Source organism: Thermococcus sp. PK (assembly GCF_000430485.1).
GTDB classification, from domain to species: Archaea; Methanobacteriota_B; Thermococci; order Thermococcales; family Thermococcaceae; genus Thermococcus_A; species Thermococcus_A bergensis.
Window position 1 is genome coordinate 27,100 of record NZ_KE387145.1, and the last position, 12,585, is coordinate 39,684.

Here is a 12,585-nt window from a genome sequence, read left to right on the forward strand (position 1 = left end):
GGCAATGGAGGCAATAGTAATAGCGGCAATTGCAATTACATTCTACATAGCATGGAACATAGGAGCCAACGATAGCGCAAATGCAATGGGAACTGCAGTAGGGGCTGGACTGCTAAGCTTCCACCAGGCAACATTAACCATAGCGATATTCGTCATGCTTGGGGCTTACCTGAAGGGTTACAAAGTCATGAAAACAATAGGCAAAGGCATTGTTCCTCCAGAGTATCTTACCCTCAATATTGCCATAATCGCCCTCCTTGCAGCTGGCATATGGGTAACAATAGCGACAATAAAAGGGCTCCCCGTATCAACAACTCAAGCGATAGTTGGGGGAGTAGTCGGGGTGGGAATAGCCATCAGAGCTCCGATAAACTGGGGGACTTTGATAAAAATAGCTGGAGCTTGGGTGTGTTCTCCCATATTAGCAGCCCTTTTTGCTCTGATACTCTTTAAGTTTTATGGGCAAGTGGTGAATAACATCAAGAGCTTTGGGAGAATTGAGCTTCTTTACAAGTGGCTTGCTGTCCTTGGAGGTTCGTACATGGCATTTAACTTTGGGGCAAATGAGGTGGCAAATGCAACGGGACTCCTTGTTGGGGCTGGCTTCTTCAGTCCAAAAGCCGCCGGGATGTTTGGGGCTATAAGCCTGGCCATTGGCTCCTTAACTTTCAGCTACGCTGTGATGTACACCGTGGGAAAAAAGATCACATCTCTTGGCCCATTGTCCGCTTTCTCGGCTCAATTCGGGTCTGCCATAGCTGTTAGCCTAGCAAACATGTTTGGACTCCCTGTTAGCTCAAGTCAAGCCATAGTTGGGGGAGTCATCGGGGTAGGGCTTGCAACAGGAAGAAAAGTGGGGAAAAAAGTTGTAGGGGAAATAGTGTTTGGGTGGGTTGCCACGCCAACAATCAGTATAGTCTTAGCACTCGGAATCTTTAAGCTCTTCCAGCTCTCGGGGTTGATTTAAAGGGGAAATCACCCCCTTCTTCTAAGTCTCAGCTTTGCTGTGAGGAGCTTTTCTGTTGTAAAGAACCTTGCAGTTATAAGCAACATCAGCACCGATAGGACTCCTAGGTAAACTGCACTGGCATACATAGTGGAATATTCCCCCATAAGCATTGCCCTGGAAGCCAATATCGGGTGGCTGAAAGGAATTGCAAGCAGGAGGTATTTGATTGCCAGAGGCAGAGTTTCCAGGTCTGCGAACATGAGGATGAACGTAGGAAACGTCAGCGGCATTATTCCTGCACTTACCACGGTGTTTGCGCTCTTTGTATCCTCGGCAAAAACCGCAAGCAGCATTGCAAAGCTCAGGGCGAATATCATCGCCAGGAACATTATAAGCACAAAAAGTGCCGCGCCTTGTGGGGTAACCGTTAGTCCAAGCTCTTCAAGGGTGATTCCGACCTGAGCAGAGGAAGTCAAGCTTCCGAGGTAGTTCCTCATACCGATCATATAAGCTATTGCTGCTATTATACCTATTACAGCCGTCCCTACCATCTTTCCAGCTACAATAGTTATCCTCTTCACGGGCAGAGTTAGGAGGGTTTCGAGGGTTTTGTTCTCCTTTTCCATAGCCATACTCCCGGCGGACATCTGAGCAACTAATATTATCATTATGAATATCACGATAGGCATAGAAAAAGACTGGGACGTTATGAGGTTCGCTGCCAAGGAAGGCGGAATGGCTACAACACGCCCTTTAATTACGGTGAAGCTCTTTGCGTCTATTGGTTTCAAAATAGCCTCAGGGTCGCCTTCCATGTTCTGCTGTATCTTTAGCTTCGCGAGATACTCGTTGAGAACCGTCAGTACAGCGTTTATTCTACCTTCGCTTACCGCTTCCCTCATGCCTCCGCTTATTCCTCTGATTGTGCCGTACACCTCGACTTGAGCCTTTTGGTTGTTCTCTAGGGCCCTTGAAAAGTTCTGCGGGATTATTACGATCATGTTGTAGTTCTCTTCTTGAGCTTTCTGGAGGGCTTCATCAACGCTCAAAGCCTCTATTTTGGTTAAGGTTACATTGGGAGCGGCTTCTAAAGCTTTGATCAGCAGATCGCCGTACTGCCCCTCATCAAGGTTCACCAGCACAACCTTGGTTTCCTCTTGAGCCTGTTCAAAGCCTACCTGCATCATCTGCCCCAAGGCGGGATATATGATCAGGGGAACTATTATTATGCCAAATATAAGCCCCTTATCCCTCAGAAGGTCTTTGAGCTCTTTCATTACAAGTATCCAGAAGTCACTCATTCAAACACCTCCACTGCTTGTTTGCCCCCGATTATGGACATAAAGACTTCTTCGAGGTTTTCCGCCTCGTATTTTTCTTTCAGCTCCTTTGGAGTGCCTATTTCAACTATCATGCCGCGGTTTATCAGAGCAACCCTATCACAGAGAAACTCCACTTCGAGCATATTGTGGCTTGAAACTAGAAATGTTATTCCCTTTTCTCTTGCGAACTGTTTTATCGTCTGCCTTATGGAATACGCGTTTATTATGTCCAGTCCGCTTGCCGGCTCATCCAGAATAGCAAGCTTGGGCTCAACCATCAAAGCTCTCGCAAGCAAAAGCTTTCTCGTCATACCCTTTGAGTAGGTGGATATTTTGTCGTTCAGCCTATCTCCAAGACCGCTAAGCTTTACACCAAGCTCGAGCATCTTTTCATAACTCTTTCCCGTTTTAGCATAAAGCTTGGCCATAAACTGGAGGTACTCAATCCCCTTGAGGTTCTTATAAGCCCCGGCTTCCTCCGGAAGGTAGCTTATGAGCTTCCTTACTTCATCCCCCTCTTTAACTACATCGTGGCCAAAAACTTCAGCCCTCCCTCCCGTTGGGGTCAACAAAGTTGCCAGGATCTTGAGCGTCGTGCTCTTACCTGCGCCATTCGGGCCGATGAGGCCGAAGATCTCTCCTTCCTTAATCTCAAAGCTTATTCCTTTGAGAGCTTTGACTTTTCCGTAGTCCTTCTCAAGGTTTTCTACGAGAACTGCCTTCATCGGGCTCCCCCCAGCTTGTAGATGATTATCCCCAGAGTCGCAAGTGCCGCCCCGAAAATAACCATCTCCTTCAGCCCGGCATAGCCTCCAACGAAAGCTATTCCAAGCCCGCTCGCCACTCCAAGCCACCCATTAAGCTGGCGGGCGTTTTTGAATGGGTAGCCGAGGGCGACCAAGAGGGTGCCGAGAATTACCAGCCCGATTTCGAGTACGAAGAAGAACGGGTTAATAGCTTCGCAGACTTCCCCACCCGGAAGCACCGTGCATGCGGCCCTATCCATGGGAGGTCTCAAAATTGCAAGTATTACTCCAAGGGCATAGAGCACTCCGCCGGCAACCTTTTCACTTATCCTCATTTTTACCACCCTCGTAGATGAAAATGTCTTCAATCTTAACGTTAAAAAACTTAGCGATTTTGAACGCGAGCCTAAGGGAGGGGTCGTACCTGCCCTTTTCGATGGCTATTATAGTCTGCCTCGTGACGCCAAGGGCTTTGGCAAGCTCCTCTTGCGTTAGTCCTCTCTCTTCCCTGAACTCGCGGAGACGGTTCTTCATGCTCACATCCTCCTAGCGTAGTATGCTCTAAAGATCCAGATGCTAAAGAATATCGCCATGAAGATTATCAAAGCTGTGTCCCTAGCATCGCTGTTTTTTGTAACAAACCAATGATAAAATAATAAAATGATGTCCACAATCATAACGAGCTCCAAAGCTTTAAGTGCAGTCCTTTTATCTATTTCCTTCGCTCTTTCATCGGCGGGAAGCCCTATTTCTCGAAGCATAATTCTCGTCATCAAAGTTCCAAGAAGAGCTCCACCAATAAGGGAGATAACTGCAACGATGAGCAATTCGTTCATTCACATCACCCTTGCGTAATAATGCCTTAGAATGAGGTGTAGGAAAAGCACCCCAGCAAGTGTGAGTCCTATGGCAGCAAAAGCCCCCGCAAACTTCGGATCACTCAGCTTTTCTGTAAGAACTATCATAGCGATAGCCAAAGCTACCTCTACAATTTGAATGGTTCTTACTGCGGCAATTTCGCTTATCCTTTTTGTACGCTCGTCCTCAAAGACATGACCTCTCTTTTCAAGGACTGAATAATAGCCATAAATGAAAAACGCTCCTAGCACAAAAACCACCACGGATACTTCAACTTTTCCCTCTGGGAGTGCCCAACCCATTATCCATCCCATTGCCATAATACCAACCAGCGGTAGAAGGTGTACAAGCTTGCTCATCTTCCTCACCATGTAAAGTTTCCTTTACGTAAAGTTTCCTTTACAGCCTTATAAGCCTTTTCCCACACACCTGTTCCCAACTTCAATATTTCAAAGTCTCTCTTACTTTTTGAGCCAATAGTAAAGCATTGCAGCCAGAGAAGAATATACGAAGAGTTGCACTACAACAAAGAAGTATCTACTGAGGATTTCGAACTCTTTTGTTCCATAACTGCTCGCTAACTTTCACACGGAAAATGCAGCTATTATCGGAGCAGAAATCTCAAAGCTGACCTCCTTCCCGCCGTGAACGGCGAGGGTTCCAACGAGTTAACCCCTCGCCAACGACGGGAGGAGGTCAGAAATAAAATCATGAAGACAAAAGCAGATATCCAAACGCCCCAGCGCTTAATCTCCATGCAATCACCGGTGATTCTTAAAATTAGAGGAGGTAGAGAAGGTCAAGGCCCTTGAAGTTTCTCCTTTATTGTCGAAAGCCTCCTAATCTTTGATTTGACTGCAAGTTTGTTGTGGTCTACAACTATGAATTCTCCGATGCTCTTAACGGCGTTCATAGGTATAAGGAGAAGACCCTCGTGATCGGTAACAAACTCACTAGTGTCTAAATCTTCATCTGGCTCGGCAACAATTACCAGAATTTCTCCAGTTTCCTCGTCGAAGCTCAAATCATAAAGCCATCCAAGTCTTATTCCAGTGTCAGTTATAATCTCCATATCCCTAAGCTTTGATGCCTTAATTTTCACCATCTTAGTCTCCCTCCACTTTTTGCCTAGATAAAAAATGGCGTTTTTTCTATAAAATCTTTTCTAAAAATGAAAGGTCAAAGGGTGAAGTAGTCAACCTCTTTACGTTCTCCTCCTCCAGTAGCTTTCCTGCTCTCCTCAAATTGCTTGTAATAATCAAGCATATACCTTGTTATACTTGGCCTGACCTTCTTCATTGCCTCTTCAAAATCCCTCTTTGAAACGCGGAGTTTTTCGAGGAACTCCTCTGCCTGCTCTTCTATGAGCTCCTTCGGGGTTATAGAAACGGCCCTTCTAAGGGCAATTAGGGCTGCTTCTCTAACAAGTGCAGCCAAATCTGCACCGCTGTAGCCTTCGGTTTTCTTTGCAAGCTCTTCTAAGCTAACATCCCTTGCAAGAGGTACCCTCCTCGTGTGAACCTTAAGAATCTCAAGCCTTGCCTTTTCGTCAGGTGCTGGAACGAGGATAAGCCTGTCGAACCTTCCCGGCCTAAGCAAGGCTGGGTCAAGAATGTCAGGCCTGTTCGTGGCAGCAATAACCACAACACCACTGTTCTCCTCAATACCATCCATCTCCGTGAGCAGCTGGTTGAGCAACGTGTCCATGACTCTGTTAACGTCGCTTCCCCTTGCCTGGGCTATTGCATCAATTTCGTCAATGAATATCACTGTTGGAGCAGCCTGTCTGGCCTTTCTAAAGATTTCCCTTACTCTCTTTTCGCTTTCTCCAACCCACTTGCTGAGAACCTCTGGCCCCCTGATGCCGATGAAGTTGGCCTCACTTTCGTTAGCAACGGCCTTGGCCAGCAAGGTCTTACCGGTTCCTGGAGGACCATAGAGGAGAATGCCCTTTGGTGGTGTAATGCCAAGCCTCTGAAAGGCCTTGGGATATTTGAGAGGCCACTCCACAGCTTCTCTGAGCTCCTGCTTAACCTCTTCAAGGCCACCGATGTCCTCCCACTTAATGTTCGGAACCTCTAAGAGCACTTCTCTTAAAGCCGAGGGTTCAATCATCTTCAATGCTTCGTAGAAGTCAGCCCTCGTTACCTTAAGCTCCTGGAGCACTTCTGGCGGAATTCTTTCTTCCTCAGGGTTTATCTTTCCTTCAGCTATTAGCCTTCTTAGAACGACCATAGCGGCTTCTCTTGCCAGTGCTGCGAGGTCAGCACCAACGAATCCATGAGTCTTCTCGGCAAGCTCCTCGAGGAGGAGGTCAATTAAGCGATTCTTCACTTCTTCGTAGAGCCTTCCGTCCTCGTCAGCCTCTTTAAGTAGTTTCTTAATCTCGTTGTCTCTGTCGGGAGTTTCGTCTATCTTCTTAAGCACCCTCTCAACTGCCTCTCTGAACTTCTCGTCCTTCTTAAGCTCTTCAAGGACTTTCTTAACTTCTCCCTTTCTGAAGTCGGGCTCAATTGGCATTCCTCTTGTGTGGATTTGGAGGATTTCTTTTCTTCCCTGCTTGTCAGGAACACCAACCTCAATCTCCCTATCAAACCTACCCGGCCTTCTGAGAGCTGGGTCAATGGCATCAGGCCTGTTCGTAGCGGCTATTACTATGACCTTACCCCTGCTCTTGAGACCGTCCATTAGGGTAAGCAACTGAGCGACAACTCTCTTCTCGACTTCTCCACTAACCTCTTCTCTCTTTGGTGCTATTGCGTCAATCTCATCAATGAAGATTATGCTCGGGGCATTTTCCTCTGCCTCCTTAAAGATTTCTCTCAACCTTTCCTCGCTCTCTCCGTAGTATTTGCTCATGATTTCTGGACCGTTAATTGCAATGAAGTGAGCATTAGCCTCGTTGGCCACAGCCTTAGCCAAGAGAGTCTTACCAGTACCCGGAGGACCATACAACAAAACACCCTTAGGCGGCTCAATGCCGAGCTTTTCAAAGATCTCCGGGTGCTTCAGAGGGAGCTCCACCATTTCTCTAATCTTTTGGATAGCCTCTTTGAGACCACCAATGTCTTCATAGGTGACTTCAGGAACTTTCTCTTCCTTAACCTCCACCGCCTGTGGAAGAACCTCTATTTCGGTGTTGTAGGTTATCTGAACGATCCCTTTTGGATTAGTATTCACAACGATGAACTTAAGCTCGCCAAATCCCAAAGGAAGGCTCTCAAAGAAGCCCCTGAACAGCTCATCAAAAGGTGAACCTGTGTAAAATTCCGTCTCTCTACCACTTGCCACAATTAGATCTCCTTTAACGACTGGCCTTCCAAGGAGGTTTCTTTTAACCAATTCTCCCGGTATCTGGAGGTAGACTCCCCTCTGTGCAGGTGCCAAAACGACTTTTTTTGCCTCTTGAACTTCCGCTTTCCGTATCGTAACATAATCCCCTATGCTGACACCTGCGTTTCTTCTAATGTATCCATCCATCCTTATTATGTCAAGCCCCTTGTCATCGGGATGAGCATTTTCAACTATCGCTGCTGTTTTCCGTTCTCCTTCCAGCTCTACTATGTCTCCAGGCTCAACGCCCAGCTGCTTTTGGTACTTTCGATCGAACCTAACTATCCCTCTGCCAACATCTCGCTTTAACGCCTCAGCAACCCTCAATTTTATTTCCTTCGCAGTTTCCTCTTTCCCAAAAATCATTTTTTACCACCTTTTCTCTTTTTGTGAATTTCAATTGCTTCTTCCAGGGTCAAATTGCCCCTAGCAACCTCTCTCGCGAGCTGTGAAGAGATTGTTATCTTACCCTCACTCAATTCGCGGCTCCGGGTTTTTATGTATTCAATTTCCCCCTTTGTAGGTTCACCGGCATGAATAAGTTCTCCCAGTTTAACCTCTCTTCCGTCTCTTAAAGCTATGTTTATCGAGGCAACTATATCCTGCACCTGGGAAACCTCTATCCCTCCAACCTTTGGAGTCGTGCCCCTCTCATTTACAAGGATGATAGGGAATTCCTCACCAAGCACTGCAGCCAGGCTTTTAAGCATCAATACTCGGTGTCTCTTTGCCCCGTGCCCTATCTTAATTTTTGCCTTTGGATACTTCTCCAAAAGCTCCAGGATTGTGTTAATGTCCCTGGGATTCCTGAGGTGATAAACCTCAATAACCCTATTATCTGCAACAACAGCCACTCCCGGCCTTTCCCCGGGGTCTATGGCAATGTATATGTTCTTAAACCTTTTTCTCCCTTCAAGTCTCGCCAGCAGCTCATCTATGAAGTTCTCGTTTACAACCGCTATCTTGACTGGGAAATTGATTTTGTCGTACTCCTCCGTGCTCGTTAAGACAACTTCCACATCAAAGGGGATTTCATCAGTAAGCTTAAGGCTGTAAAAAGGGATTTTATACTCACGCAAGACCTTTGTTGCAAGATAGTAGACCCTCGCATTCTCAGTAACAACTGCAACTCTCATGATTGATAAATCATGTGAAAACGTTAAAAACCTTAAGGAAACACAAAAAAGAAAGAGATTCCCCGAATTTTATAATAGGGCTATGAAAACCGAAAATTTTTTTGATAAAGTTTATAAACCTTAGCCGCAGAGATAAAAATGCCTCTATGTGGGCGGAGGTGAGAAATATGGTACCTCCTAAGAAGAAAGTCGAAGACTACGAAGAGGAAGAAGAGCTCTTTGAAGAGGAAGAGGAGTGGGAAGAAGATTGGGATGAGGACTGGGATGAAGAAGAATGGGAAGAGGAAGACTGGGAGGAAGATTTTGAAGAGGACTGGGACGAAGACTGGGACGAGGAAGAAGAGTGGTAAACCCTCTCATCCAACAATTTTATTAATCCTTTTCTCCTTCTTTATCTGGGTGATGGAATGGCATTTTTGAAGGTTGTTCCCCTTGAGGAAGCACTGAAAATCATTGATTCCCTGCCACTTGAGCCGAAAATTGAAGAAGTTGCCCTGGAAGACGCTCTTGGAAGAGTTCTTGCGGAGGATATAAACTCCCCTATAGATGTGCCGCCCTTTGATAGGGCAACGGTTGATGGATACGCTGTGAGGAGTCAGGACACATGGAACGCGAGTGAGAGCAATCCGATAGTTCTTAAGGTAATTGGAGAAGTTCATGCCGGGGAAGAGCCTCAAATTGAGCTCGGCGAAGGAGAAGCCGCATACATCTCAACTGGAGCGGTGTTGCCAAAAGGAGCTGACGCTGTAATAGAGTTCGAGATAGTAGAGAGGAAGGGAGATGAGGTAATAATCACCAAGCCCACGTATCCCCAAGCGGGTGTAATGAAGGCTGGCGTGGATATCCCCAAAGGAAAGCTTCTTCTAAAGAAGGGCGCAAAACTTGGCTTCAAGGAAACCGCTCTTCTTTCGGCTGTAGGAGTTAACAGAGTAAAGGTATTTGCAAAACCAAAAGTTGCAATAATCAGCACTGGAAATGAGGTTATTTTACCCGGAGAAGAGCTCAGACGCGGGAAGATTTACGATATCAACGGAAGAGCTATAAGTGATGCCGTTAGAGAGCTCGGAGGCGAAGCGTATTTCCTCGGAATAGCAGGGGATGACGAGAAAAGACTAAAAGAAAAGATACTCGAAGGGCTCAATTATGACATCATAATTCTGTCTGGAGGGGCTAGTGGAGGAACAAGAGACTTAACTGCCTCAATAATAGAGGAGCTTGGAGAGATAAAAGTACGCGGAATAGCCATACAGCCCGGCAAGCCTACAATAATCGGAGTTATAGATGGTAAACCAATTTTCGGGCTTCCCGGGTACCCAACTTCTTGTCTAACGAACTTCACCCTTCTTGTGGCACCGCTGATCAGGAAGCTCCTAGGCGGAGAGTTTGAAAGTCAAAGAATTAAAAAGAGACTTGCCCATAAGGTGTTTTCCGTCAAAGGCAGAAGACAGTTTTTACCGGTTAAAATTGAGGGAGAAATTGCAAGGCCAATTCTTAAAGGTAGCGGAGCAGTAACAAGCTTTATAGAGGCCGATGGGTTTGCCGAGATTCCAGAGAACGTTGAGATACTGGATGAAGGGGAAGAGGTGGATGTTATTTTGTTCCGCTTTTAATTTCCAAAGAGCTTTTAAATAACCCAATCGTTATTGGGGGTAGGTGAAAGTAATGCTCGACATAAATCTCATCCGTGAAAACCCGGATTTGGTAAAGGGAGACCTGATAAAGCGTGGAGAGCTAGAGAAGCTCAAATGGATAGATGAGATCCTTGAGCTTGACAAGAAGTGGAGAGGAAACCTGAAGAGAATTAACCTCCTCAGAAGGGAAAGAAACAAGCTTGCGGTGGAAATTGGTAAGAGGAAAAAGGCTGGAGAGCCTGTAGATGAGCTTCTAGCAAAGAGTGAAGAGATAGTTAGACAGATTGAAGAGCTCGAACGGGAAAACAACAAAATCAGGGAAAAAATAGACTACTACCTCTGGCGCCTTCCAAACATAACCCATGAAAGCGTTCCAGTAGGAAAGGACGACACAGAAAACGTCCCAATAAAATTCTGGGGCAAAGCAAGAGTCTGGAAAGGCCACCTGGAGAGCTTTCTAGAGCAGACCCAAGGAAAGATGGAGCATGAAGTTATTGAATGGAAGCCCCAGCTTCACGCTGACCTTTTACCAAAACTGGGAGGAGCGGACTTTGAGAGGGCTGCAAAGGTAAGCGGTTCAAGGTTCTTCTACCTCTTAAACGAAATCGTCATTCTCGACCTTGCACTCATAAGGTTTGCCCTCGATAGACTCATTGAAAAAGGATTTATCCCTGTAATACCACCATATATGGTCAGGAGGTACATTGAGGAGGGAGTTACGGCCTTTGAAGACTTTGAGGACGTAATCTACAAGGTGGAAGGAGAAGACCTCTACCTAATCCCCACAGCAGAGCACCCACTTGCTGGCCTTCACGCAAACGAAATCCTTGATGGGAACGACCTGCCCCTCCTCTACGCTGGAGTGAGCCCGTGCTTCAGGAAAGAGGCAGGAACAGCCGGAAAAGACACTAAGGGAATCTTTAGGGTGCACCAGTTCCATAAAGTTGAGCAGTTCGTATATTCAAGGCCAGAAGAAAGCTGGGAATGGCACGAAAAGCTCCTCCAGAATGCGGAAGAAATCTTTCAAGCCCTCGAGATTCCATACAGAGTTGTTAACATATGTACCGGAGACTTAGGCTACGTTGCGGCAAAGAAGTATGACATTGAAGCGTGGATGAGCGCACAAGGAAAGTTCAGAGAGGTCGTAAGCTGTTCGAACTGTACGGAATGGCAGGCAAGGAGGCTAAACATAAGGTTCAGGGACAAGCCAAATGAGAAGCCGCGCTTCGTTCACACACTAAACTCAACTACAATAGCTACATCAAGGGCTATAGTGGCAATAATAGAAAACTTCCAAGAGGAAGATGGAACAGTAAAGATACCAAAAGCTCTCTGGCCCTACACAGGGTTTAAAGAAATAGTGCCGGTAGAGAAAAAAGAAAAGTGCTGCAAGGATTAGTCCTTGCTTTAGCTTTTTTCATTCAGTTTTTTTCAAAAATTCAATACAATCATCCACACTAATTTCTTCTTCAAGCACCTCTAACTCAGGATTTATGGATTTGAGAACCTCAAACTTGGTGAAAGACTTATTTTTCTCTGTTCTTATCACGGTTGTAGCAAACTCTTCCAGCATTGGGAGTACTGTAGGTTGAGCCTTTTCAACCATATCAACGTTTAGGAAGAAGACCGACTTTCTTCTCTTATCACCCACAAAGCTCACCATAAAATCAACCAGGCTTAAAACATCCTTTAAAGACCCGGAATACAGTACAAAGAGTTTTTCTATGCCAACAGTGGCATTAATAACGTTTCTTTTTGAATATATATCCTCAAACAGTCTTGCAAGCTCTTTTTCCATCGCACTTTCTTCAACTACAGAAATTCTCTCAATGACATTTCCAACTTCAACCCTGCCCCCAAGCTTGATGACTTCGACCTCATCCAAAACACTTGCACTAATTCCGCTGAGCTCAGCGTGCTCCCTATAAGGTTTCAACGTATCAAGGACGTCTACAACAATCACTTCCCACCCATTTTTCTTACTCCAGTTAACTGACCTCCTCCCGCCGTGAAGGGCGAGGGTTCCAACGAGTTAACCCCTCGCCATTGGCAGGGAGGTTTGAGGGGTTTCATTTAGACCCAAGTTAAAGCGGGTCTTCGACCCCTCGGGGAGGGTCTTCCCCCCATTACCCCTACCTCCTGCAAGAGCAGAAAGGCTCGGGGTTATCGTTTTCACAACTTTCTTTAGGATATTGAACGCCCCAACGAGGTCTGCGTTAAAAACGAGCCCCTCTGCGGGACACTTGTAAAGACCACGGACGAAACGGGCCCCTTTATGGGGCTTCCCGCAGACGGGGCAGGTTTTTGAGGTGAAAGCCTCATCAACAAGCTCAACTTCAATACCATACTCTTCAGCAACTTCCTTGAGCCTTTGAATCACTGTATTGAACCGCCAGACGTGGGAGAGGATGAAGTTCTGCTTTTCACCCCATTCAGAATTTCTCGCAATGCCCTTTGGATAACCAACTACAATCGTAGAGACGCCCATTTCGTAAAGCCCTTCAACAATCTGCCTGACTGCAGTATTAATGTAGTGCCTCGCCTGTAGTTTTGGCCTTTTGATACATTCTTTTCAGTTTCCTGCTTGTCTTGTAGCCGGACTTGTTGAGC

Annotated in this window: 13 protein-coding genes and 2 pseudogenes; 4 read left to right on the forward strand and 11 right to left on the reverse strand. The window is 46.1% G+C overall.

Annotation, left to right across the window (positions count from 1 at the left end; all coding sequences use genetic code 11):
- Positions 1-4: 4 nt before the first annotated feature.
- The gene (locus THEPK_RS00160; RefSeq protein ID WP_042696817.1) at positions 5-967 is read left to right on the forward strand and encodes an inorganic phosphate transporter; all 963 of its coding nucleotides are present in this window, start codon (positions 5-7) and stop codon (positions 965-967) included.
- 8 nt (positions 968-975) lie between these two features.
- Here the strand turns inward: THEPK_RS00160 and THEPK_RS00165 are convergent, their stop codons facing one another.
- The 9 genes from THEPK_RS00165 to THEPK_RS00205 form a co-directional block, all read right to left on the reverse strand.
- Positions 976-2,250 carry an ABC transporter permease gene (locus THEPK_RS00165; RefSeq protein ID WP_042696819.1) on the reverse strand — a complete coding sequence of 425 codons (1,275 nt, stop codon included), beginning with the start codon at positions 2,248-2,250 and terminating at the stop codon, positions 976-978.
- Positions 2,247-2,996 carry an ABC transporter ATP-binding protein gene (locus THEPK_RS00170; RefSeq protein ID WP_042696822.1) on the reverse strand — a complete coding sequence of 250 codons (750 nt, stop codon included), beginning with the start codon at positions 2,994-2,996 and terminating at the stop codon, positions 2,247-2,249. The genes THEPK_RS00165 and THEPK_RS00170 overlap by 4 nt, the downstream gene beginning before the upstream one ends.
- Entirely contained in the window at positions 2,993-3,352 is a 360-nt protein-coding gene (locus THEPK_RS00175; protein ID WP_042696825.1) for a hypothetical protein, read from the reverse strand. The genes THEPK_RS00170 and THEPK_RS00175 overlap by 4 nt, the downstream gene beginning before the upstream one ends.
- Complete coding sequence (locus THEPK_RS00180; protein WP_042696828.1) at positions 3,339-3,551, reverse strand: helix-turn-helix transcriptional regulator; 213 nt, start codon at positions 3,549-3,551, stop codon at positions 3,339-3,341. Before THEPK_RS00180 ends, THEPK_RS00175 begins: the two co-directional genes overlap by 14 nt.
- 2 nt (positions 3,552-3,553) lie before the next feature.
- Positions 3,554-3,853 carry a DUF2178 domain-containing protein gene (locus tag THEPK_RS00185; protein ID WP_042696831.1) on the reverse strand — a complete coding sequence of 100 codons (300 nt, stop codon included), beginning with the start codon at positions 3,851-3,853 and terminating at the stop codon, positions 3,554-3,556.
- Positions 3,854-4,234: a DUF2178 domain-containing protein gene (locus THEPK_RS00190; protein WP_052315857.1), complete on the reverse strand. Its 381-nt coding sequence runs from the start codon at positions 4,232-4,234 to the stop codon at positions 3,854-3,856.
- Positions 4,235-4,674: 440 nt separating this feature from the next.
- On the reverse strand, positions 4,675-4,980 hold the full coding sequence (locus THEPK_RS00195) for a PRC-barrel domain-containing protein (protein ID WP_042696837.1): 306 nt from the start codon (positions 4,978-4,980) through the stop codon (positions 4,675-4,677).
- 74 nt (positions 4,981-5,054) lie between these two features.
- On the reverse strand, positions 5,055-7,574 hold the full coding sequence (locus tag THEPK_RS00200; RefSeq protein WP_042696840.1) for a CDC48 family AAA ATPase: 2,520 nt from the start codon (positions 7,572-7,574) through the stop codon (positions 5,055-5,057).
- Positions 7,571-8,344 (reverse strand): RuvC family protein, encoded by a 774-nt coding sequence (locus tag THEPK_RS00205; RefSeq protein WP_042696843.1) that lies wholly within the window; start codon positions 8,342-8,344, stop codon positions 7,571-7,573. The genes THEPK_RS00200 and THEPK_RS00205 overlap by 4 nt, the downstream gene beginning before the upstream one ends.
- Positions 8,345-8,490: 146 nt before the next feature.
- Between THEPK_RS00205 and THEPK_RS00210 the strand changes: the two genes are divergently transcribed.
- From THEPK_RS00210 to serS, 3 genes are read left to right on the forward strand one after another with little or no spacing between them, the layout of a single operon-like run.
- Positions 8,491-8,694: a hypothetical protein gene (locus tag THEPK_RS00210; protein WP_232194493.1), complete on the forward strand. Its 204-nt coding sequence runs from the start codon at positions 8,491-8,493 to the stop codon at positions 8,692-8,694.
- A gap of 57 nt (positions 8,695-8,751) precedes the next feature.
- A complete protein-coding gene (locus tag THEPK_RS00215; protein ID WP_042696852.1) occupies positions 8,752-9,954 on the forward strand; it encodes a molybdenum cofactor synthesis domain-containing protein in 1,203 nt (400 codons plus the stop codon).
- Positions 9,955-10,006: 52 nt separating this feature from the next.
- Positions 10,007-11,374 carry a serine--tRNA ligase gene (serS, locus tag THEPK_RS00220; RefSeq protein ID WP_042696855.1) on the forward strand — a complete coding sequence of 456 codons (1,368 nt, stop codon included), beginning with the start codon at positions 10,007-10,009 and terminating at the stop codon, positions 11,372-11,374.
- An 18-nt stretch (positions 11,375-11,392) separates the two neighbouring features.
- Here serS and THEPK_RS00225 read toward each other — a convergent pair.
- Positions 11,393-11,953 (reverse strand): annotated as a pseudogene (locus THEPK_RS00225) (DUF257 family protein); the annotation flags it as partial.
- Positions 11,954-12,007: 54 nt separating this feature from the next.
- Positions 12,008-12,585: pseudogene (locus THEPK_RS00230) on the reverse strand (RNA-guided endonuclease TnpB family protein); the annotation flags it as partial.

Coding starts and splice junctions, on each gene's coding strand:
- THEPK_RS00160 (WP_042696817.1), top strand. CDS start 5: ATGGAGGCAATAGTAATAGCGGCAATTGCAATTACATTCTACATAGCA.
- THEPK_RS00165 (WP_042696819.1), bottom strand. CDS start 2,250: ATGAGTGACTTCTGGATACTTGTAATGAAAGAGCTCAAAGACCTTCTG.
- THEPK_RS00170 (WP_042696822.1), bottom strand. CDS start 2,996: ATGAAGGCAGTTCTCGTAGAAAACCTTGAGAAGGACTACGGAAAAGTC.
- THEPK_RS00175 (WP_042696825.1), bottom strand. CDS start 3,352: ATGAGGATAAGTGAAAAGGTTGCCGGCGGAGTGCTCTATGCCCTTGGA.
- THEPK_RS00180 (WP_042696828.1), bottom strand. CDS start 3,551: ATGAAGAACCGTCTCCGCGAGTTCAGGGAAGAGAGAGGACTAACGCAA.
- THEPK_RS00185 (WP_042696831.1), bottom strand. CDS start 3,853: ATGAACGAATTGCTCATCGTTGCAGTTATCTCCCTTATTGGTGGAGCT.
- THEPK_RS00190 (WP_052315857.1), bottom strand. CDS start 4,234: ATGAGCAAGCTTGTACACCTTCTACCGCTGGTTGGTATTATGGCAATG.
- THEPK_RS00195 (WP_042696837.1), bottom strand. CDS start 4,980: ATGGTGAAAATTAAGGCATCAAAGCTTAGGGATATGGAGATTATAACT.
- THEPK_RS00200 (WP_042696840.1), bottom strand. CDS start 7,574: ATGATTTTTGGGAAAGAGGAAACTGCGAAGGAAATAAAATTGAGGGTT.
- THEPK_RS00205 (WP_042696843.1), bottom strand. CDS start 8,344: ATGAGAGTTGCAGTTGTTACTGAGAATGCGAGGGTCTACTATCTTGCA.
- THEPK_RS00210 (WP_232194493.1), top strand. CDS start 8,491: ATGTGGGCGGAGGTGAGAAATATGGTACCTCCTAAGAAGAAAGTCGAA.
- THEPK_RS00215 (WP_042696852.1), top strand. CDS start 8,752: ATGGCATTTTTGAAGGTTGTTCCCCTTGAGGAAGCACTGAAAATCATT.
- serS (WP_042696855.1), top strand. CDS start 10,007: ATGCTCGACATAAATCTCATCCGTGAAAACCCGGATTTGGTAAAGGGA.